Source organism: Clostridium sp. BL-8 (assembly GCF_002006495.1).
Taxonomy (GTDB): domain Bacteria; phylum Bacillota; class Clostridia; order Clostridiales; family Clostridiaceae; genus Clostridium.
Map to the genome: position 1 here is coordinate 13,693 of NZ_LZZL01000057.1, position 21,151 is coordinate 34,843.

Annotated in this window: 17 protein-coding genes; 3 read left to right on the forward strand and 14 right to left on the reverse strand. The window is 30.0% G+C overall.

Translation table 11 applies throughout. The annotated features are described in order from the left end of the window. Positions 1-25: 25 nt before the first annotated feature. The 5 genes from CLOBL_RS18165 to murI all read right to left on the reverse strand — a co-directional run bounded on the left by CLOBL_RS18165 (position 26) and on the right by murI (position 6,146). Positions 26-3,208: a S8 family serine peptidase gene (locus CLOBL_RS18165; RefSeq protein ID WP_077860319.1), complete on the reverse strand. Its 3,183-nt coding sequence runs from the start codon at positions 3,206-3,208 to the stop codon at positions 26-28. A 141-nt stretch (positions 3,209-3,349) separates the two neighbouring features. Next, complete coding sequence (locus CLOBL_RS18170; RefSeq protein ID WP_077860336.1) at positions 3,350-4,018, reverse strand: helix-turn-helix transcriptional regulator; 669 nt, start codon at positions 4,016-4,018, stop codon at positions 3,350-3,352. A 60-nt stretch (positions 4,019-4,078) separates the two neighbouring features. After that, a complete protein-coding gene (locus tag CLOBL_RS18175; protein ID WP_077860320.1) occupies positions 4,079-4,444 on the reverse strand; it encodes a DUF3783 domain-containing protein in 366 nt (121 codons plus the stop codon). A 228-nt stretch (positions 4,445-4,672) separates the two neighbouring features. Next, positions 4,673-5,197: a peptidylprolyl isomerase gene (locus tag CLOBL_RS18180; RefSeq protein ID WP_077860321.1), complete on the reverse strand. Its 525-nt coding sequence runs from the start codon at positions 5,195-5,197 to the stop codon at positions 4,673-4,675. A gap of 172 nt (positions 5,198-5,369) precedes the next feature. Beyond that, the gene (gene murI / locus CLOBL_RS18185; protein WP_077860322.1) at positions 5,370-6,146 is read right to left on the reverse strand and encodes a glutamate racemase; all 777 of its coding nucleotides are present in this window, start codon (positions 6,144-6,146) and stop codon (positions 5,370-5,372) included. Between the two features lie 260 nt (positions 6,147-6,406). Here murI and CLOBL_RS18190 point away from each other — a divergent pair, with 260 nt between their 5' ends. Next, on the forward strand, positions 6,407-7,516 hold the full coding sequence (locus tag CLOBL_RS18190; RefSeq protein ID WP_077860323.1) for an HD-GYP domain-containing protein: 1,110 nt from the start codon (positions 6,407-6,409) through the stop codon (positions 7,514-7,516). A gap of 75 nt (positions 7,517-7,591) precedes the next feature. Here the strand turns inward: CLOBL_RS18190 and CLOBL_RS18195 are convergent, their stop codons facing one another. The 8 genes from CLOBL_RS18195 to CLOBL_RS18230 form a co-directional block, all read right to left on the reverse strand. Continuing rightward, positions 7,592-7,828 (reverse strand): hypothetical protein, encoded by a 237-nt coding sequence (locus CLOBL_RS18195; RefSeq protein ID WP_009167692.1) that lies wholly within the window; start codon positions 7,826-7,828, stop codon positions 7,592-7,594. A gap of 360 nt (positions 7,829-8,188) precedes the next feature. Next, positions 8,189-11,398 (reverse strand): carbamoyl-phosphate synthase large subunit, encoded by a 3,210-nt coding sequence (carB, locus tag CLOBL_RS18200; RefSeq protein ID WP_077860324.1) that lies wholly within the window; start codon positions 11,396-11,398, stop codon positions 8,189-8,191. Positions 11,399-11,412: 14 nt separating this feature from the next. Continuing rightward, positions 11,413-12,462, reverse strand: coding sequence for a glutamine-hydrolyzing carbamoyl-phosphate synthase small subunit (gene carA / locus CLOBL_RS18205; RefSeq protein ID WP_077860325.1), 1,050 nt, complete (start codon positions 12,460-12,462; stop codon positions 11,413-11,415). Positions 12,463-13,044: 582 nt separating this feature from the next. Continuing rightward, positions 13,045-13,824 carry an SDR family oxidoreductase gene (locus tag CLOBL_RS18210; protein WP_077860326.1) on the reverse strand — a complete coding sequence of 260 codons (780 nt, stop codon included), beginning with the start codon at positions 13,822-13,824 and terminating at the stop codon, positions 13,045-13,047. A 289-nt stretch (positions 13,825-14,113) separates the two neighbouring features. Then, positions 14,114-14,473 (reverse strand): methylglyoxal synthase, encoded by a 360-nt coding sequence (mgsA, locus tag CLOBL_RS18215; protein WP_009167688.1) that lies wholly within the window; start codon positions 14,471-14,473, stop codon positions 14,114-14,116. Positions 14,474-14,663: 190 nt separating this feature from the next. Beyond that, complete coding sequence (locus tag CLOBL_RS18220; protein WP_077860328.1) at positions 14,664-15,908, reverse strand: glutamate-5-semialdehyde dehydrogenase; 1,245 nt, start codon at positions 15,906-15,908, stop codon at positions 14,664-14,666. An 11-nt stretch (positions 15,909-15,919) separates the two neighbouring features. After that, on the reverse strand, positions 15,920-16,735 hold the full coding sequence (gene proB / locus CLOBL_RS18225; RefSeq protein WP_009167686.1) for a glutamate 5-kinase: 816 nt from the start codon (positions 16,733-16,735) through the stop codon (positions 15,920-15,922). 201 nt (positions 16,736-16,936) lie between these two features. Then, positions 16,937-17,584 (reverse strand): hemolysin III family protein, encoded by a 648-nt coding sequence (locus tag CLOBL_RS18230; RefSeq protein ID WP_009167685.1) that lies wholly within the window; start codon positions 17,582-17,584, stop codon positions 16,937-16,939. Positions 17,585-17,806: 222 nt separating this feature from the next. On the opposite strand from CLOBL_RS18230, the gene CLOBL_RS18235 reads away from it, so the two are divergent. Both CLOBL_RS18235 and CLOBL_RS18240 read left to right on the forward strand, forming a co-directional pair. Continuing rightward, the gene (locus CLOBL_RS18235; RefSeq protein ID WP_077860329.1) at positions 17,807-18,400 is read left to right on the forward strand and encodes a DUF1836 domain-containing protein; all 594 of its coding nucleotides are present in this window, start codon (positions 17,807-17,809) and stop codon (positions 18,398-18,400) included. A 227-nt stretch (positions 18,401-18,627) separates the two neighbouring features. Continuing rightward, entirely contained in the window at positions 18,628-20,226 is a 1,599-nt protein-coding gene (locus CLOBL_RS18240) for an ATP-binding cassette domain-containing protein (protein ID WP_077860330.1), read from the forward strand. Positions 20,227-20,308: 82 nt separating this feature from the next. On the opposite strand, the gene CLOBL_RS18245 is transcribed toward CLOBL_RS18240, so the two are convergent. Then, the gene (locus CLOBL_RS18245) at positions 20,309-20,881 is read right to left on the reverse strand and encodes a TetR/AcrR family transcriptional regulator (protein ID WP_077860331.1); all 573 of its coding nucleotides are present in this window, start codon (positions 20,879-20,881) and stop codon (positions 20,309-20,311) included. Positions 20,882-21,151: the final 270 nt, after the last annotated feature.

The window sequence follows — 21,151 nt, forward strand, 5'->3', positions numbered from 1 at the left end:
AATTGGTCTACTATTTTTTATCTCTCTAATAATAAAATTTAGGTATTCCTCTCTTATTGTCTAATTCAGGTATTATTGGTGGCATAAACTCATTTAAAGACCATCCCCTGCTTGATTCTGTAGTATTTAGTTCTGCTAGTCTTGTTACCCCAACATAAACATCTGATATCTTATACCATGTTGCATAATCGACCACTCCTGTTTGTGGTAATGTAAATATTTGTTGAAATGTTTTTACTGCATCTGCTGTTTTTTGAGTATATTGACCATCTTCAGCCTGCTTTGGAATCAAAGGATAATTTCTTGCTATTCTATTTAATTGACCTTGAATTGTCCTTACATCAGGACCAGATGATCCAATCGTTAACTCTTGCCCTGGATATGACTGCGGACTTCCTGATACTTTTTCAGCTGTAACTAATTCAATATCGTCCCCATAGTAATGTTTCAATATATCAAATGGAACCATTCCTTGCTGTGCTAACCCTTGACTTCCCCATTGACTTAACCATTGAGGACACGTAACACTCTTTCCATCACAGTATTGTGTAAAAAGTGGCTGTTTTTTTCCAGTTCTTCTTACATAAGTAGAAAAAATTTCGTCTACAATCTGACTTATACTATCATAAATATTTCTGCCATAATTAAATGCATGATCATAAGCTGTGGAACTGGTAATATCAAAATTCTTACCTTTACCTCTATACCATTCAGTAAAAATTCTATTTAATGTAAATGATATAATACAGAAGATATTTGCTCTAAGTGCTGAGTTATTCCAAGTCGAATATATTTCACAAGACGCAACATTTTTAATATAATCCTTAAATGGTACTTTATAATTTGGTGCTGATGGATCATTGGGCCCTCCTTGATGAACAATAATATATTCTGGAACTACTACTTGTGATAATACAACCCCTGAAGTTGGTGGCGGTACTGGCTTATCAACTTCTTCAGGTATCTTAGGCGGATAATTACCATTTAATGTATTTGGCTGTATATCTATTATTTCCTGTCTCATGTCTCCACGTCCTGAACTTGCCTCTAAATTACAAATCTGATATGCAACCTGTGTAGGAAAGACTTGACATCCCTTTATCGCTATTGGTCTAAAACCGCTTCTTTCAATAGTTATATCATATAAACTATAAGGTATCTGATTACTATTTTCATTTAGGGAGTATTCTAACGGTGGTGCTGCTAAATCTATTACCTGAGTTAGTCCAACTGAATCTGTAACTAACTCAATAGCTTTAGCATTTTCTGCAACTGATGTTCCCCTTACAGTTATTTTAGCATTATCAATTGGAATGTAATCTTCTCCCCTGAAACATTGAATCTTTAACATACCAGTGTTTTGCATAGCATTTCCACTACTTGTATTCTCCATAACTTTCCTCTTTATATTTTTTCTCAGAATATTATATTTATCAGTCATAGTATTTATTACTAACATATTCACTTGATTCACATTTTTCCTAGTTAAAATTCCGCTTAAATCAGACTGAAGTAAGTTAAAGCTATTTAATGCACATACTTCTCCATATCCCCATAATGGATTTGGATATGTCACATCTGTACGCCTTCGCTTAGCTCCTCTTAATAAGTAATATTTTAATCTTTGGCCAAACAAATATGGATCATTTCCTTTAACTATCCCCCATTGCATCATAAGTGCACATATTCCTGCTACCTGTGGTGCTGCCATTGATGTACCTGTCTTAGTATCATACCCTCCACCTGGCACTGGACCAAGTATGCCTTCTCCAGGTGCAGCTAAATCTGGCCTCACTAGATTTCCTTGATTTTGTGCTCCTCTGCCACTAAATGACGATAAGTTGTTAGTTCTATAATTATAACTTCCAACAGCTATTATGTTGTCTACTGTCGCTGGTATTCCCAAAGTATTATATTGATTAGGCTCTAAAAATCTTGTTTTTGGATTAAGACCTTCAAGCACTGGAAGCCATATTGAGTATATTCCCAAATATTCATTTAAAACATTTATTTCTAATGTCCATACTCCTTCCGCAAGAAAATCAGATCTAGCAGAAAGAATTACCTTTATTTCGCTATTCAATTCAAATGGTTTTGGTCCAGCTACATATATATCATATCTATCACGACCTATAGCTCCTTGAATATATCCTTCTTGTATATTTACATTTCCACTGCTTTGCCCAGTAGGATTTATTATACTTATTGCTATATTAGGCAAAATCGGCTTATATAAATTCATAACAACTGACTTTTCATCACTTGATATATTAAAAATTGCTCTTTTGGTTTTACTTAATTCCCCTCCCACATGGTGGCCTGCATCTCCTTCATTCCCTGCTGCAATAACAATTGATACTCTTTCAAGATTTTCTATAGTTCTAACGTACTGCTCTAATATGCTACTTCCATCATGTGCTCCATCATTTGTGCTTAAGCTAAGACTTATTACTAATGGCAAATTAAGTTCTTTACTTCTATCTATTAAGAACTTAATACCTTGCATTATTTGTGAGCTTAAAGCCGCAGCTCCCCTTGATGCTTTGACCATTGCTATTGATGCACTAGGTGCTACACCTCTATACATTTGATTGATCCTTCCTCCACCACAAGCAATTCCTGCAACATGAGTCCCATGTCCTGTATCATCTCTTGATGGGACTATTGAAAATGGATCAGAAGATTTTATTGCTTCATTTATGGTTTGTTTATTATATATGTTTCCTCCAGTACTTAAATCATAAATATACTCTATTCTGGTTGTTCCTTCTGTATTCATAAATGCTGGATGCGTATAATCTATTCCAGAATCCACGAAGCCAACTAATATTCCTTCTCCTGAAACAGCAAAGTTAGTAGGCAAATCAAGAATACATGATACTCTGTTACTTTCCTCATCTTGCTCATATAAACTCTTGGGTAATTCTATATATTGAATAGTGTTACTTAATGATAATTGATCTAATTTATCTCTTGGAATATTAACGATTGCAAAGTTAAAACCTAAATCTGTAAATGTACCACCTAACCCTTCAACAAATACTCTTGTTTGTTCTGGTGTATCTCTATATAAGATTGTAAGTTCTAAATTATTTCCTTGATTTTGATATTTAAATCCAATTTCATCTAATATTGCCTTTGGTACATTAGTCAATAATCCTATGGAGGCATCTACTTTTGAAGGCACTTCCCTTTGTAACTCTGCCATAATAAAAACTCTCTAAATTAATATATACATAAACATAGTATGCAGATAAGCATTAATATGCAACAAAAGTAGAGGATTATTGCACCATACAATTATCCTCTACTTTTCTGTTATAATATTATTTTATTATAATCATACTTGTTATAATTTGATTTCAACTCTTTCTAGTTTAGCAATTACATCTATCTCTTTTAATTCCATTGTTTCAGTAAGTAATCCTCCGGCATTACTTACTAAAAGTACCTTTGAATTTCCTAAAACTTTTACCTGTCTTATCTTTCTTTTTCCTTTATAATCAAGTAAGAAAAAGCCATTATTACTTACTTCTTTTACACTATGTGCAAAAGCTATATCTCCTTTTAACATTCTAAACCCATTCATTTCATCATCTTCTACTTCTAGATAGAATACCTTGTCCTGCGGATAGTTTTCTATCTTATTTGAATGAACCGGCATTTCTTTAGAAGCTTTTTTATTTGATAATGAATAATCATATACTGGAACACTTCTAAGTACCGATGAAAAAGCATCTGTCCAAAGCTCTGAGCTTTCTATGTTTTTCTTTGGCAGCTCCTTTAATGTTTTCTTTTCTTCTTGTAATGCTTCATCAGTAACTACCATACTTATATCATTTAAATCAGCCTTTAAAACTTTAGCTGCTTTATCTATAAATGATTCAGGCGCAACTTTTCTTCCCATTTCAACTTCATTTAAGTATTTTTCAGCCACACCTAACTTTTTAGCTAAAGCCTTAACTGTCATACCACTCTTTTCTCTAGCCTGCTTTATATTTTCACCTACACGACTCACTTTATTTTCTCCCCTCTTGCTATTCTTAAGCATATCTTAGAAAATAATTATTAATATGCCTTATTTTCCTCCATTTGTCTTATACCATTCTCTCTCTTCGATTAAATGCTCTAAAAGATATTTAACTGTCCATCTATAATTTTGAGGTGTACACATAGCTAATACCCCTCCTTGAATAAATCCTCTAATATATCTAATAGTATATTTTAATTGTTCATCCTTAAATCCGTTAAAAATAAGTGCTTTCTCATTTTTAGGCAACTCATCATAAGAATTTTCATTCGTATTTCCACAGATTATTTGTTCCAAGGTCATTAAAGCCGTATTATTACTTATCTCTATAACCTTAATATTTTGACTTTCGATTTTCTTAATTTCTTCTTCATTTAATCCATATGCTAATATGCACTTATCCTTCATTGCCATTTATACCACCTCTTTTTACGTTATTATACTTTATAATTAATATACATAAGGCACAATCAAAAAAATAACAAGTCCATCTACCAGCATATCTTTCATTATCCTGCATTGATAAAGTGTTCTAATAGGCCAGCTATAATAACACTTTGCTTCCTTGAAAAATATTCATATCAGTTTTAGATTTATTATCTTATTTCATGTGCCTAAAAAACTTTATATGACTAATATTTTTTATTCTTCAATTATTTCTGGTTCTTTAATTTCTTCACCTTGCATATCTACTTTAACACTTTTTATTACTTGATCTTCATAAGGTCTATCTGCCATATCAGTCTTTTGTGCAACAATTTTATCTGCTACATCCATACCTTCAATAACTTTACCAAATGATGCATATTGTCCATCTAAATGTGGAGCATCTGCAACCATAATAAAGAACTGGCTTCCTGCTGAATCAGGGTGCATAGCTCTAGCCATTGATAATACACCTTTAGTATGCTTTAATGTATTTTTAAATCCATTACTTGTAAATTCACCCTTTATAGAATATCCTGGGCCTCCCATTCCAGTTCCTTCTGGGCATCCTCCCTGAATCATAAATCCTGGAATAACTCTGTGAAATATTAATCCATCATAAAAACCTCTATTGATTAAATCTACAAAATTACGTACTGTATTAGGAGCTATTTCAGGATATAATTCTGCTTTAATAACCCCACCGTTTTCCATAGTCATTGTGATAATTGGATTTTTCATGCTAAAAATTTCTCCTCTCGAAATCAATCTTACTACGACAAATCGAAGAAAATAATAAAAAAATACAATTTACTTTATTATTTTTTTGATTATGTCTACTATTATTATCTAAAATATAAATTAAAATTCAATACTTATATGTATTTATTACAAATCTGAATTATACTTATATTTATGCATTAATTAAATTATAACAGAAATCTACAATTTTATTATCATTTATAGAATTATAGACTAAAATATTTCCATTTTCTTTAGAATCATTCACTAAATCTGATTCCATTAATTTTCTTTTCAATTCCTGCGCAGTACCAAGACCACCATCAATAAGAGGTATATTTTTTCCAATAACATTAGATAGCGCCTTTTTTACAAATGGATAATGTGTACATCCTAAGACAATTGAACTTATATCATCGCATAGGTAAGGATTGAATTTTTCTTTTAAATAATCTTCTAATTCTTCTCCCTCTAATATGCCTTGTTCTATAAATTCTACAAGCCCTGCACAAGGCAATGATATTATATTAGCTTCTTTTTTATATTTTTCCATTAATAATTTAAATTTTTTCTCTCTTAAAGTCATGGGTGTAGCCATTATTATTACATTTCCATTTCTCTTAAGCTTAATAGCTGGTTTTAATGCAGGTTCTATACCTATTATAATCATATCTCCATATTTATTTCTAATGTCTTCAATTGCAGCACTGGTTGCTGTATTACATGCTACTACAATTGCTTTAACTCCCTTACTTAATAAGAAATTAACTGCATTTAAAGTAAGATTTTTAACTTCATTTAGTTCCTTAGTTCCATAAGGAGCATTTTTTGAGTCACCAAAATAAATATAATTTTCATTTGGCATTAGTGAAATAGCTTCTCTCATTACACTTAATCCACCTACTCCTGAATCAAAAAAACCTATCGCACTATTTTTTTTAATATTCAAAATGTCCTCACTCCATTTTTTTTAAATTCGCCACATAGAATAAACTAGATCCATAAATCGAATGTGCCTTATATAATAAATATTTTATTACTTTATTTATCCAATGTCTAGCTATTCCAATCTAGTGTAAACTCAAGATATGATTAATAATTCTTAACCTTATATCTATCTTTTTCTTTTAATATTTTTCATATTGAGGTATAATATTACATTTAATTTATGATATAATAATTATTATTAATGTAGTGAGGTATATGATTATGCGATTAGTTCCAATTGAATGCATTAGAGAAAATTCGTTATTAGGTCAAAATATATATACTTCTAATGGCAAATGTTTGCTTAGAGCTGGGCTAATGTTGACTAATGCTAGACTAAAAAAAATCAGAGAATATAAAATATTTTCTTTATATATAGTTGATGATTATAGCTATTCTGAAATAGAAGAAGTAATAAAACCAGAATTACGTCAAAAAGCTATATCCGTAATTAAAGAAACTTTTTCTGATATAGAACGAATAGCTTCTATACATACTTTTGAAAAGCGTAACATTGCTGACTATACTAAACAAGAAAAAAGATATTTTAATTCAATTAATAGAATTGCAGAAGAACTGTTAGATAATGTTTTAGCTAATAAAAATGTTCTATTTTCATTGGTTGATATAAAAAGTATGGATAATTACACCTATTCTCATTCAGTTAATGTTGCTGTAATATCACTTATACTTGGTATTGGCCTTAATCTCTCTAAAAGGAGCTTAATTCACCTTTGTATTGGAGCATTAATTCATGATATAGGGAAAATATTTATCCCAAAAGAAATCCTACAAAAACCTGGCAAACTGACTCTTGAGGAGTATGAAATAATAAAAAGACATCCAAAGTACGGATATGACTTCTTAGGGAAATTCTCAAATTTAAGTGCTCATATTAAGTTAATAGTTTCACAGCATCATGAAAGGTTTGATGGATTAGGTTATCCTAATAGAATTTTAGGCAAAAAAATTAGCCCTTTAGCCAGAATCGTAAGTATTGCTGATGTTTATGATGCATTAACTTCTGATAGACCTTATAAAAGAGCTATGTGTCCAAACGATGCCTTGGAATATTTAATGTCTAACGCAGGTACACTATTTGATTATGATATGATTAATACGTTTTGTAAGATTATTATAACCTTCCCTCAAGGAACAATTGTAAGTCTTAGTAACGGGGATATAGGAGTAGTTGAAGAAACTTTTCCAAACTATCCATTAAGGCCTATGGTTAAAATTCTTAAAAGTAAGCGTCCAAATAAAATTGGCTCTAAAATTAATCTAATCGAAAATCTTTCAATTGTTATTTCGAATGTCCAATACGAAATATGAATTAATCTCTAGTATGTTCTTTACTTATTTGAGGTAATAAGATTAATATTCTTATACAATCAAATGTATTTAATATTAGTTTATTCTTTTTTTTCTGTATGCAAATGGATTTAAACTTGCTAATTCTTCAGCTTCCTCAAAACTTTTAGTTCTAAATACTAATGTCCACCCATTTTTATCATATTTTCCTGCACACATTATGTATTTTTCCTGTTTGCTCATATAATTTCCTTGTCGATCTATTATTAAACTCCTAATATTATCAATGTTTTTACAATGCAATTTAACAAAAAAATTTCCCTCTTCTTTCATAGTACACATCTCCTTAGCAAACATATGTTCATTAATTGTATTATACAGAACATATGTTCACTTGTCAATATTTCATTTTATCAATAATTTTTTCAAATTAAAATAAAAAGTTAGATTTCATACATAAGAATAAATTTTATATAACTATAACTTAATTCCACACTTATTTTTTAGAAAAAATGTCTACCCAATGCTTTCTCCTATTAGCGTTTTTAGAATGTAATTTCTGTAACCATAAATATATCCGACTTTCAAAATTTAAAAATCCTATACTTTTCTGGGCGTTAAAAAGGCTGGTATATATTAATATCCCAGCCTTTTCAAAAGTTATATATGATTAATTTTATACGTTACTTATTTTTATTTTGCTATATTAAATACTTCTAAATCATTTTTTTGATCAAACTTTTCAAGTTCTACATCAGCTATTGCTCTTAATGTATCTAGCGCAGTTATTACGCCTAAATTTCTTTCAACAGCTGCTCTTCTTATTAAGAAACCATCTCTATTTGAATCATTTCCTTTAGTTGGAGTATTAACAACTAAATCAACTTCTCTATTCTTAACTATATCTAATATGTTTGGTTCTTCTTCATCAATCTTTCTAATCTCTTCTACTTCTATTCCAGCTTCTCTAAGCAGTTCACAGGTTCCTGTTGTTGCAATAAATTTATATCCAACCGCTGCTAGATCCTTTGCTATAGGTAAGAATTCTGGTTTATCATGTTTATTAATTGTTGCTAGAATCTTTCCTTTTTCTTTTGATGGATACATATAAGCCCCTACAAAGCCTTTATATAGAGCTTCTTTTATATTTCTACCTACACCTAAAACTTCTCCTGTTGATCTCATTTCAGGTCCTAAGCTTACTTCAACATTAGGTAACTTTTGAGTTGAGAATACTGGAACTTTAACTGAAACTAGTTCTGGTTCCTTATATACATCTACACCATATCCTAGATCATTTAATTTAGCTCCAAGCATTACCTGTGTAGCTAAGTCTACTATTGGAACTCCGCTTACCTTGCTTATATAAGGCACTGTTCTAGATGCTCTTGGATTAACCTCAATTACATATAATTTGCCTTCAAATTCTATGAATTGAATATTTATCATTCCTTTAATTCCGATTCCTAAAGCTAATTTTTTAGTATATTCTAATACATCAGCTTTTATATTATCAGAGATGTTTTGGCTTGGATACATAGTAACACTATCTCCAGAGTGGACACCAGCTCTCTCCAAATGCTCCATAATGCCTGGTATTAATACCTCTTCACCATCTGATATTGCATCTACTTCTATTTCTCTTCCCATTAAATACTTATCTATAAGGATTGGATTCTTACTATCTTTAGCAAATGCATTTTCTAAATAGTATGTTAATTCATCTTCATCATGAGTTATTTCCATTCCCTGACCGCCTATTACATATGAAGGTCTAACTAATACTGGGAATCCTAATCTACCAGCTTCCTCTAGGCCTTCTTTAAGTGACCATATTCCTTTACCTTTTGGTCTTGCTATTCCTAATCTTTCTAATAGCTCATCAAATTTCTCTCTGTCTTCTGCCATATCAATTTGATCTGCTGTAGTTCCAAGAGTTACTATATTTTGTTCTTTTAAGAAGTTAGCAAGCTTTATAGCTGTTTGCCCACCAAATTGAAGTATTACTCCATCTGGTTTTTCTTTTTCTATTATGTTTAAAACATCTTCTTCTGTTAATGGCTCAAAGTACAATTTATCAGATACATCAAAATCTGTACTTACTGTTTCTGGATTATTATTAACTATTATAGTCTCAATCCCAAGCTTCTTTAACGCTTTTACACAATGTACTGAAGCATAATCAAATTCAATTCCTTGACCAATTCTTATTGGACCTGAACCTATAACTATTACCTTCTTATTGTTTGATACTTCAACTTCATCATACTGCTCATAAGTTGAATAATAATATGGTGATAATGCTTCAAATTCTCCACCACAAGTATCAACCATTTTATATGAAGGCTTTATATTCCATATATCTCTAAGTCTGTATACATCATCAGGACTAACCTTTAACATATCAGCTATAGCTTTATCTGAAAATCCTTTTTTCTTTAAGTGATATAGCCATTCTTTATCTAAATCTTCTATTTTACTCAATTTTAATCTTTGTTCTTCTTCAACAATCCATTTAATTTTTTCTAAGAAGAACATATCTATTCCAGTTATTCTATTTATTTTTTCTATTCTATAGTCTCTTCTTAGCATTTCTGCTAAAGCAAAGATTCTTTCGTCATCTGGAGCCATTACTCTTCTCTTAAGCTCTGACATGCTTAATTCTTTGAATTTCTTATGGTCTAAAGAGAATTTTCCTATTTCCAAGCTTCTAATTCCCTTTAAAAATGCCTGCTCAAAGTTAGCTCCAATTGCCATTATCTCTCCAGTTGCCATCATTTTTGTTCCAAGTTCTCTATCGGCACCAAAGAACTTATCAAAAGGCCACTTTGGTATTTTAACAACAACATAGTCAAGTGTTGGTTCAAAACATGCATAAGTCTTTTGAGTTACAGCATTTTTTATTTCATCTAATCCATAACCAAGAGCTATTTTAGCAGCAAGCTTTGCAATAGGATAACCAGTTGCTTTTGACGCTAGAGCTGAACTTCTTGAAACTCTAGGATTTATTTCTATAACTGAATATTCAAAGCTATTTGGATTTAATGAAAACTGTACATTACATCCACCTTCAATTCCAACAGCATTTATTATATTTATTGATGCAGTTCTAAGCATTTGATATTCTTTATCCGAAAGAGTCTGTGATGGAGCTACTACTATACTGTCTCCTGTATGTATACCAACTGGATCTATATTTTCCATGTTACATACAGTGATGCAGTTTCCATAGGAATCCCTCATTACCTCGTATTCTACTTCTTTCCAGCCCTTAACACTCTTTTCAAGTAAGACCTGACCTATTGTACTTAATTGAAGTCCTGATTCTAGAATAACTTTAAGCTCTTCTTCATCATCAGCAATACCACCACCAGATCCTCCTAAAGTATAAGCTGGCCTTACTATAACCGGATACCCTATTTTACCTGCAAATTCTAATCCTGCTTCTAACTCAGTTACAATCTCACTCTTTATTACTGGCTCTCCAATTCTATTCATCATATCTCTGAATAGTTCTCTATCTTCGCCTTCTTTTATAGATGCAATAGATGTTCCGATTACTTTTACATCATATTTTTCTAATATACCAGCATCATGTAACTCTACTGCAAGATTAAGACCTGTTTGGCCACCCATACCTGCAAGTAAACTGTCTGGTCTTTCTTTAGCTATAACTTTTTCAACAAATTCTAATGTTAATGGTTCTAAATAAACCTTATCTGCTACTTCTTTATCTGTCATAATTGTTGCAGGGTTTGAATTTATGAGTACAACTTCTATACCTTCTGATTTTAATGCTTCACATGCTTGAGTTCCTGAGTAATCAAACTCTGCTGCCTGCCCTATGACTATAGGACCTGATCCTATAACTAAAACTTTTTTTATATTCTTATTTAACGGCATTTTACTTTCCCCTCCTATAGTGCATATTCTAAGAATTTATCAAATATGTATTCGCTATCCTTTGGCCCTGCAGATGCTTCTGGGTGAAATTGAACCGAATATATTGGTAAAGTCTTATGCTTCATTCCTTCTACTGTTCCATCATTTATGTTTACATGAGTAATTTCCATATCATCTGGTAATTTTTCTACTACATATCCATGGTTTTGAGATGTTATATGCACAATATTAGCTTCTAAGTCCTTGACTGGATGGTTACATCCTCTATGTCCGAATTTCAATTTAGTAGTTTTACCACCCAAAGCTAAACCTAATAGTTGATGTCCTAAGCAAATACCTACAATTGGCTTTTTACCAACTAATTTCTTTATATTTTCTATAGCAAAATCTAAATCCTCTGGATCTCCAGGTCCATTAGATAAAAAAACTAAATCTGGGTTTATATTTAATACCTGTTCTGCTGTAGCTGTAGCTGGAAATACGGTTAACTTACAGCCTCTCTTTTTAAAGTTCCTTATTATATTAGTTTTTATTCCAAAATCCATAATAGCAACATGCTTTCCTGTTCCCTCAACTACATAAGATTTACTTGTTGTAACATTTTTCACAGCTTCTTTAGTAGAGAACCCTGCTATTTTTTCTTTAACATACTCATCATCAACATCTTCAAGTGTTATGATTCCCCTCATTGTACCGCTGTTTCTTAAAACCTTAGTAAGTGCTCTTGTATCTATACCTTCTAGTCCAATAACTTTTCCTTGTTTTAAGAAATCTTCTAATTCTAATTCACATCTAAAATTACTAGGTAAATCACATTTTTCTCTTACTATAAAACCCCTTACCTTTACTGAATCTGATTCCATATCTTCAAGATTAATTCCATAGTTACCTATTAAAGGATAAGTCATAGTCACTATTTGTCCGTAATAAGATGGATCAGTAAGAACTTCTTGATATCCTGTCATACCAGTTGTAAATACTACTTCGCCAACACTTTCTTTTAGGTACCCAAAAGCTTTACCTTCAAAAACCATACCATTTTCTAATATAAGCTTTGCCTTCATGCTCAAGCCTCCTACAAATATATTTTTGCTAAAACTACACCTTACATAAAACAAAAAGGATAATAAAGCTACAGAAAAACTGTATCTTCACTATCCTGTGATATACCTTGCAAATATTTGAATTCAAAAAATAAGCTATGAATTTTACTTTATGCTTTCAAATACCATAGTTATGCTCCCTTTTTGGCCTCACAGGACCAAGTTAAAGTGTATCTTAACTTTTTAAATTTTCTCTTTCTAACTATTCTAGTTGATAGGCGATGCTATGTCAAGATAAATTAAGGATAGTTTAATATTTAATATAGTTCTAATAATCTTCATTTATTAAAATAAATCATTTTTAAATTTTCATTTCTTATATCAATATTATCACATAAACTTAATTAGATAAAGTATAAAAATGCATTAATTTGAATTTTTATTCACGATATGAATTATTTTAGTTATATGCAGATTCTTAAATAATACGTTATAATCATCTTTCTATTATATTCAATAATATTTATATTAATACACTTATCTAAAAAGATACATTAACTCACTATCATATAAATGCTCAATCACATAAAACTCATCATATCATTAACTATTATTCTTTAATATTACCCATCTTGCTAAAGCTCTCGGTATTAATTTATTTAAAAAAATCAATAATTTATTTTTATGTCCTGGAATTATTATTACCTTCCCCTTAAAAAACTTTAAATATGCTTCTTTAGCGACTATACTCGCATCCATCAAATACTTCCTTGATACCTCTGACTTTTTGATTCCCGATTTTTCTTGAAATGATGTCTTTACTGGTCCTGGGCAAAGACAACTCACTCTTACTCCTAAACTTTTAACTTCATCATGAAGTGCTTCCGTTAACGATAAAACATATGCTTTACTAGAATAATATATAGCCATCTTAGGTCCACCAATAAAAGCTGCTGTAGATGCTACATTTAATATTCCTCCTTCTTTTCTACTAGCCATATGTTTTATAAAATATCTTGTAAGTACAGTTAATGAAATAATATTTACATTTATTAATTTTTCTTCAAAACCACTTTCCGACTCATGAAAAAAACCAAAGCTTCCAATGCCAGCATTATTAATTAAATTATCCACAATGAAATTTTTTTCTTCCACAAATTCTATTATTTTCTCACAAGCTTTATCCACAGACAAATCACATTCTATTACTTCTACTCTTATTCCATATTCTTTTTCTAAGCTACTCTTAATATTTTCTAATTTATATTTATTTTTGGCAGCTATAATTAAGTTATTCTTATCTGCTGCAAAAAGCTTTGCTAATTCAAGACCTATTCCTTCACTACCACCAGTTATTAGCGTATATCTACCTAAATTGTTCATATTTTACCTTCTTCTTAATACTTTTTATTTAGCTGATACAATTATATATAAAAACACTTAATACATATATATGATTCATCAAAAAATTATTTTTATGATCTTCAATTATTTCATTAAGGCACATGAAAATAAATAACAAGTCCAAAATAGCCTTGCAAACGGACTTGTTATTTATTTAATAGTGCCTAAAATGAGCATGAAAAATAGAATTAATAATTCTTAAATTAAAGTAACTATTAATTCTATATTTATACATACCAAAATTTATATGTTATAGCATGTCCATTATTTAAAATTCTTTAATTATTAATTCAGCAGTTCTAACATTAGTAACAACTGCAACATTATGTACATTACATACTCTAAGTAGAGCATTTACATCTGGTTCATGAGGTTGTGCTGTTAATGGATCTGTGAAAAATATTACTAAATCAATCTTTCCCTCAGCAATACGTCCCCCTAATTGTTGATCTCCACCATATGGTCCAGATAAATATCTTTTTATATCAAGCCCAGTTGCTTCTGATATTTTCTTTCCTGTTGTACCTGTGGCAACTAACTCATACTTAGCAAGTATATCCTTATACTTTTTTGAGAACTCAATAATTTCTTCCTTCTTTTTATCATGTGCTATTAAAGCAATTTTCATAGATTGTCATCCCCTTTTAATATTTTTGATACGTTTTCATATTGAAATTATACTATAACTTTGTATAATAAGAAAGATTGTTTACGTTAAACTTCATATTTTACCTCTCTTTATAATCTTCCAATATTAACGCATATATAAAAATATAAGAGTATTCCTTAAAGATACCCTTATATTTAAATTTAATCACTTATCTGATTTGTCCATTTCCATAAATAATATATTTTATTGTTGTTAATTCCTTAAGTCCCATAGGACCTCTAGCGTGTAACTTTTGAGTGCTTATACCAATCTCAGCACCAAAACCAAATTCTCCTCCATCTGTGAACCTTGTTGAAGCATTTACATATACTGCTGCTGCATCAACTCTTTGTAGAAACTTTTGAGAATTTTTATAGCTTTCTGTTATAATAGCCTCTGAATGTCCTGTTCCATATTTATTAATATGCTCAATTGCTTCATTGACATCTTTAACTATTTTTACAGCCATTATATAATCTGAATATTCTTTTCCCCAATCTTCTTCATTGGCCTTTTCAATATCATCAATTATAGTTTGTGCTGCTTCATCGCCTCTAACTGCAACTCCATTTTCCCTTAGTGCTTTAACAACTATAGGTAAAAACTCTTTTGCTATTTTTTCATTTACCAATAACTTTTCTGCGGCATTACAAACTGAAGGCCTAGATGCTTTTGCATTAACTGTTATATTTTTTGCCATTTCAAAATCACAATTTTCATCTACGTATATATGACAATTACCTATTCCTGTTTCAATAACTGGAACTGTAGAATTTTTTAGAACTGCTTGAATTAAACCAGCTCCCCCCCTTGGAATAAGAACATCTATGAATTCATTTAACTTCATCATTTCATTTACAATTTCTCTACTAGTATCTTCAATAAGTTGAACACAGCCTTCAGGTAACCCAGCTCTTTGAATTCCTTTAGTTAGCGCAGCCACTACAGCCTTATTAGAATTAATTGCTTCGCTGCCACCTCTTAATATAACTGCATTTCCTGTTTTTAGACAAAGTCCTGCAGCATCGCAAGTTACATTAGGCCTAGCTTCGTAAATTATTCCAATAACTCCAAGAGGAACTCTTTTTTGACCTATTTGCAATCCATTTGGTCTTTGCCACATTGAAATAACTTCTCCCACTGGATCTTGAAGCTTAACAACGTCCTTTAAACCATCTGCCATGCCTTCAATTCTTTCATTATTTAATGCCAATCTATCAAGCATAGCTTTTGACATTCCTTTAGCTTCTGCAGCATCTAAGTCTATCTTATTAGCTTTAATTATTTCCTCTTTTGCTTTAAGCAATTCATCTGCCATGAAGATTAATGCATCATCTTTTTCCTTTGTTGATGCAACGCCTAATTCATAAGATGCATTTTTTGCTTTTTGCCCCATCATTATTAATTCGCTCATTTTTCGGCCCCCTATTTTTTTATTTGAGATATAAATAACGTTCCTATTTCTTCACCATTTAAAATATCTAATATTATACCTGGTTCACTGCCATTAGCTAAAACCATATCTACACCTGATTGTGTAGCTGTCTTAGCAGCTGTTAACTTTGTAATCATTCCGCCAGTACCTAAGTTTGAACCAGCTCCCCCAGCACATTCCTCTAGCTCTGGAGTTATTTTATGAATCTCACTTAATAACTTTGCGTTATCATTATTTCTTGGATCTGAATCATAGAATCCATCTATATCAGATAATATTATTAATAAATCAGCATTAACTAAACATGATACTATTGCTGACAAATTATCATTATCACCAAATCTCACTATATTTTCTATTTCATCTATAGAGACTGTATCATTTTCATTTACTATTGGAATTATATTTTTCTCCAATAATGTTTCAAATGTGTTACATACATTTTCCCTAATATGATCATCTTCTACCACATCTCTTGTAAGAAGAACTTGACCTACTATGTGACTATATTCACCAAAAAATTTACTATATATATGCATAAGCTCGCATTGTCCTACTGCTGCTACTGCTTGTTTCTCTCTTATGCTTTCGGGCTTTTCTTTCAATTTTAACTTATTTACACCAACACCAATCGCTCCTGATGTCACAAGAGTAACTTGTTTTCCTGAATTAACTATATCAGAAAGAATTCTTGTTAATTTTTCAATTCTACATAAATTGATATTCCCATTCTCATAAGTTAATGTTGATGTTCCTACCTTTATTACTATTCTTTTTGCATCTTTTAATTTTTGACGAAAGCCCATTTCTACATCTCCTCAAAAGCATATTTATTTCTTATGTTTTATCTTACTATACCTAATATATCTTATCAAGTGAGTTTAATGCTTATTTTCTTAGGATTATATAAAAAGAACTAAAAGATACAACTATTGATCTTTTAGTCCTTCATATATTTTTATTCTCTAATTAAAGAAAATATGAAATTTCATCTTTATTTTTTATTTTTAAAGAATATATGCAAATACACAAATAAAATGGCAAAGTGTTCCCAGCATAATAAATACATGAAATATCTCATGTCTTCCAAATAACCATATTCTTATTTTATCAGATTTTAATGCATATATTACTCCACCTATTGTGTACATTAAGCCTCCAGCTACTAACCATATTAAACCTGCTATAGGTAGTACCTGAGCCATTGGGTATATAACAATAATTGCAAACCATCCAATGCCTATATACATTGTGCTGCTTAGCCATCTTGGACAAGTTACCCAGCATAACTTAAATGCTATCCCTACCACTGCACATATTGTTACTGCCATAAATAAATTAAATCCTACTTTACCACTCAATGCAACTAGGCAAAATGGAGCATACGATCCTGTAATTAAAATAAATATCATTGAATGATCTAATCTCTTTAGCATTTTTATTACCTTGTCATTAGCTATAACTGAATGGTACGTAGCTGATGCACTATATAATAAAATCATGCTTACACCAAAAAACAATACTGATCCTAAGGTAACAGGAGATCCTTCGTTCTCATACACCTTAACCAACATAGCAATCAAAGCAAAAAGTGATAATACTGCGCCAATAAAATGAGTTAATCCATTAATAGGTTCTCTTAAATATTTCTCCATTTCAACCTCCCACTTATTTTACATGTAGTTTTAATAACTACATCATGATATATAAGTAATTATTCCATAACTACATCAATATTGCAAAAGTTATTTTTCTTTAATTTTCACTTCTTATTAGTATTTTACCCATAAATGCTTGAATTATCTACCTTATTCCATTAATATTGAAATTATAAGTAGAAAACATAGTTTTTATTACTATGTAAGGAGTGAAATCTTATGAATGACTTTAATATTGAAAACTATATAAATTCTCAAAAATCATCAAAGAATATTAGTTTAGATGATTTCCCAGAAATTGATTTGTATATGGATCAAGTAATGCAGCTATTTGAAAGTAAGTTAAACTATACTAAAAGAAATGATGATGATAAAGTTCTTACTAAAACCATGATTAATAATTATGCTAAAGGCAATTTATTAATGAAAATTAAAAATAAAAAGTATACTAAAAATCATCTAATTTTAATGAGCTTAATCTATAATCTAAAAGGTGCGTTATCGTTAACTGATATAAAGACAATTTTAACACCTATAGTTGATTCGTTTGAAAATGATCAAGATTATCCATTATATGATTTATATCAATCTTTTCTTGATATATATGACTTAAACTTAAAAGACCTAGACTCTTCTTCTAATGAAATATATGACAATATAAAACAGATAATAAATAATGAGAGCAATATTTTAGGTGACTATGAAGAAAAATTCTTGCTCATTTGTGCATATGTAAGTATGAGTAATCTTTATAGGCGCATGAGTGAAAAAATAATAGATGAATGTTTTAATCATTCAAATAACTCTAAATAATACATTTATAAGTATTAATACAAAATTTTTATTTTATAGTAATACTTATAAATGTAAAATTTATTAATTGTATGATATAATAAGCAACATGGAGCGAACCTACTTATACAATGCATAATTAAGGAGAAAATACTTTTGATAACAAAAGCTTATTTTTATAAGTTCTCTCCTTAATTATGCATTGTATTATAATAATTACAAACTAAAAGAAATGAGGTAGAAAAAGATTGATAAACGTATCAAATGTTAGTCTAAGATTTGGTGGACGTAAACTTTTTGAGGATGTCAACCTTAAATTTACTCCTGGAAATTGTTATGGAGTTATTGGAGCTAATGGAGCTGGAAAGAGTACTTTTCTAAAAATACTTTCAGGTGAAATTGAACCTAATACTGGTGAAGTTATAATTGATTCAAATACAAGAATGTCAGTTTTAAAACAAGATCATTATAAATATGATGATTTTCAAGTTTTAGAAACTGTAATAATGGGGAATGAACGATTATATCAAATAATGAAAGAAAAAGATGCTATATATGCTAAACCTGATTTTTCTGATGAAGATGGAATTAAAGCTTCTGAACTAGAAGGAGAATTTGCCGAACTTAATGGTTGGGAAGCAGAATCTGAAGCATCTTCACTTTTACAAGGACTTGGAATAGGAACTGAACTTCATTTTAAGAATGTATCAGAATTAACTGGTGGAGAAAAAATTAAAGTTCTTTTAGCTCAAGCCTTATTTGGTAATCCTGGAATATTAATTCTAGACGAACCTACAAATGGCTTAGATTTAAAAGCTGTAAACTGGTTAGAAGACTTTTTAGGTAATTTTGATGGAATTGTTATAGTTGTGTCCCATGATAGACACTTCTTAAATTCAGTTTGTACTCAAATGGCTGATGTTGACTTTGGAAAAATCAAGGTTTATGTTGGTAACTATGATTTCTGGTATGAATCAAGCCAATTAGCTCTTCAAATGTCAAAAGACCAAAACAAAAAGAAAGAAGAGAAGATTAAAGAATTGCAGGACTTTATCGCAAGATTTAGCGCTAATGCCTCTAAATCTAAGCAAGCTACTTCTCGTAAAAAATTATTAGATAAAATTACTTTAGATGATATACAACCATCAAGCAGAAAATATCCTTTTGTAGGATTCAAACCTGAAAGAGAAGTTGGTAATGACATCTTAATGGTTAAAGATTTATCTAAGACTATTGATGGAGTTAAAGTTTTAGACAATGTAAGTTTTATGGCTAACAAAGGAGATAAAATTGCTCTTATTGGTAATGAAATAGCTGTAACTACACTATTTAAAATTTTATCAGGAGAAATAGAGCCAGATAGTGGAGAATTTAAATGGGGAATAACTATAACTACAGCTTACTTCCCTGCTGATAATTCAAAATACTTTGATGATTGTCATCTTTCTTTAGTAGATTGGCTTAGACAATATTCTGAAGAAAAATCTGAAAGTTATATTAGAGGTTTCTTAGGCAGAATGTTATTCTCAGGAGAAGAAGCCTTAAAAGAAGCTAATGTATTATCTGGAGGAGAAAAGGTTAGATGTATGTTATCTAAAATGATGCTTTCAAATGCAAATGTATTAATGTTAGATCAACCTACTAACCATCTTGATCTTGAATCAATTACAGCTGTAAATAACGGCTTAAAAGATTTTAATAGTAATATACTATTTGCTTCTCATGACCACCAATTTGTTCAAACTATAGCTAATAGAATTATAGATATTAAAGATGATGGATCTATAGTTGATAGAACTATGACCTTCGATGAATATTTAGAATTTAGTAATTCTAATAATAAATAGTAAAAAAATAAGGAGCTATTGCAAAATAGCTTCTTATTTTTTATATTGTGAACTTAATTAGTATTTAGTCTGTTAAATTTAATTAAACACTTATTCCTAATCCATTTAAAGTAAATTTTATTGTACAATCTATAATAGTCTCTAAATCTATTTTCTCATTATGTATTGATTCATATATCGCAGATGAACATAATGACCCAAAAAACTGAAATGCTGAAAGTTCAGTATCACCTTTTTTCATTAACCCTATTTCCATAGCACTCTTTATATTTACTTCAATCTCATCTATATATTCTTTTATTTTACTGCGTAATTGATTTTGTCTGTCTTCTGTTCCCCACAATTGGCTCATCACTACCTTGAAAAAACTAGTATAACCATATAAAAATGTTAATTGTATTCTGCATATACTTATTAACTTTTCTACTGGGCCAACATTCATTTCTTGAACTTTAGCAACTTGATCCTGTAATATTTGAAGTCCTTCCTCAACAATAAAATTAAATATTTCTTCTTTACTTTTAAAATGATAGTATAAAGTCCCCTTTACCAAGCCTGCATTAGCAGCTATATCATCCATTGTAGCTCCTCTATAACCAGACTCAGAAAATATTTTTATTGCAGATTCAAATATTAAGTTTTTTGTTTTGTTCATAGTACTTTTCCTCATTTCCTGTTTATGAATTTACATAAAAATGCTAATAATATTATATCATTTGGTTTCTCATATCACCATTATCATACATATTGACACTTTTTTACTACTACTAATACTTAGTTCAATTTTATTTTTGAATTTTTTATTATATATGATAAAATTAATAGTAATCTAAAAAATAAATTATGTCTGTTACACATAATTTATTGTAAGAATATCTTAACTAATATAAATTAATATACATAAAAATTAGTTAAAATATAAATA

Coding starts and splice junctions, on each gene's coding strand:
- CLOBL_RS18165 (WP_077860319.1), bottom strand. CDS start 3,208: ATGGCAGAGTTACAAAGGGAAGTGCCTTCAAAAGTAGATGCCTCCATA.
- CLOBL_RS18175 (WP_077860320.1), bottom strand. CDS start 4,444: ATGGCAATGAAGGATAAGTGCATATTAGCATATGGATTAAATGAAGAA.
- CLOBL_RS18180 (WP_077860321.1), bottom strand. CDS start 5,197: ATGAAAAATCCAATTATCACAATGACTATGGAAAACGGTGGGGTTATT.
- CLOBL_RS18190 (WP_077860323.1), top strand. CDS start 6,407: ATGCGATTAGTTCCAATTGAATGCATTAGAGAAAATTCGTTATTAGGT.
- CLOBL_RS18195 (WP_009167692.1), bottom strand. CDS start 7,828: ATGAAAGAAGAGGGAAATTTTTTTGTTAAATTGCATTGTAAAAACATT.
- carB (WP_077860324.1), bottom strand. CDS start 11,398: ATGCCGTTAAATAAGAATATAAAAAAAGTTTTAGTTATAGGATCAGGT.
- carA (WP_077860325.1), bottom strand. CDS start 12,462: ATGAAGGCAAAGCTTATATTAGAAAATGGTATGGTTTTTGAAGGTAAA.
- CLOBL_RS18210 (WP_077860326.1), bottom strand. CDS start 13,824: ATGAACAATTTAGGTAGATATACGCTAATAACTGGTGGTAGTGAAGGA.
- mgsA (WP_009167688.1), bottom strand. CDS start 14,473: ATGAAAATTGCTTTAATAGCACATGATAAAAAGAAGGAAGAAATTATT.
- CLOBL_RS18220 (WP_077860328.1), bottom strand. CDS start 15,908: ATGAGCGAATTAATAATGATGGGGCAAAAAGCAAAAAATGCATCTTAT.
- proB (WP_009167686.1), bottom strand. CDS start 16,735: ATGGGCTTTCGTCAAAAATTAAAAGATGCAAAAAGAATAGTAATAAAG.
- CLOBL_RS18230 (WP_009167685.1), bottom strand. CDS start 17,584: ATGGAGAAATATTTAAGAGAACCTATTAATGGATTAACTCATTTTATT.
- CLOBL_RS18235 (WP_077860329.1), top strand. CDS start 17,807: ATGAATGACTTTAATATTGAAAACTATATAAATTCTCAAAAATCATCA.
- CLOBL_RS18245 (WP_077860331.1), bottom strand. CDS start 20,881: ATGAACAAAACAAAAAACTTAATATTTGAATCTGCAATAAAAATATTT.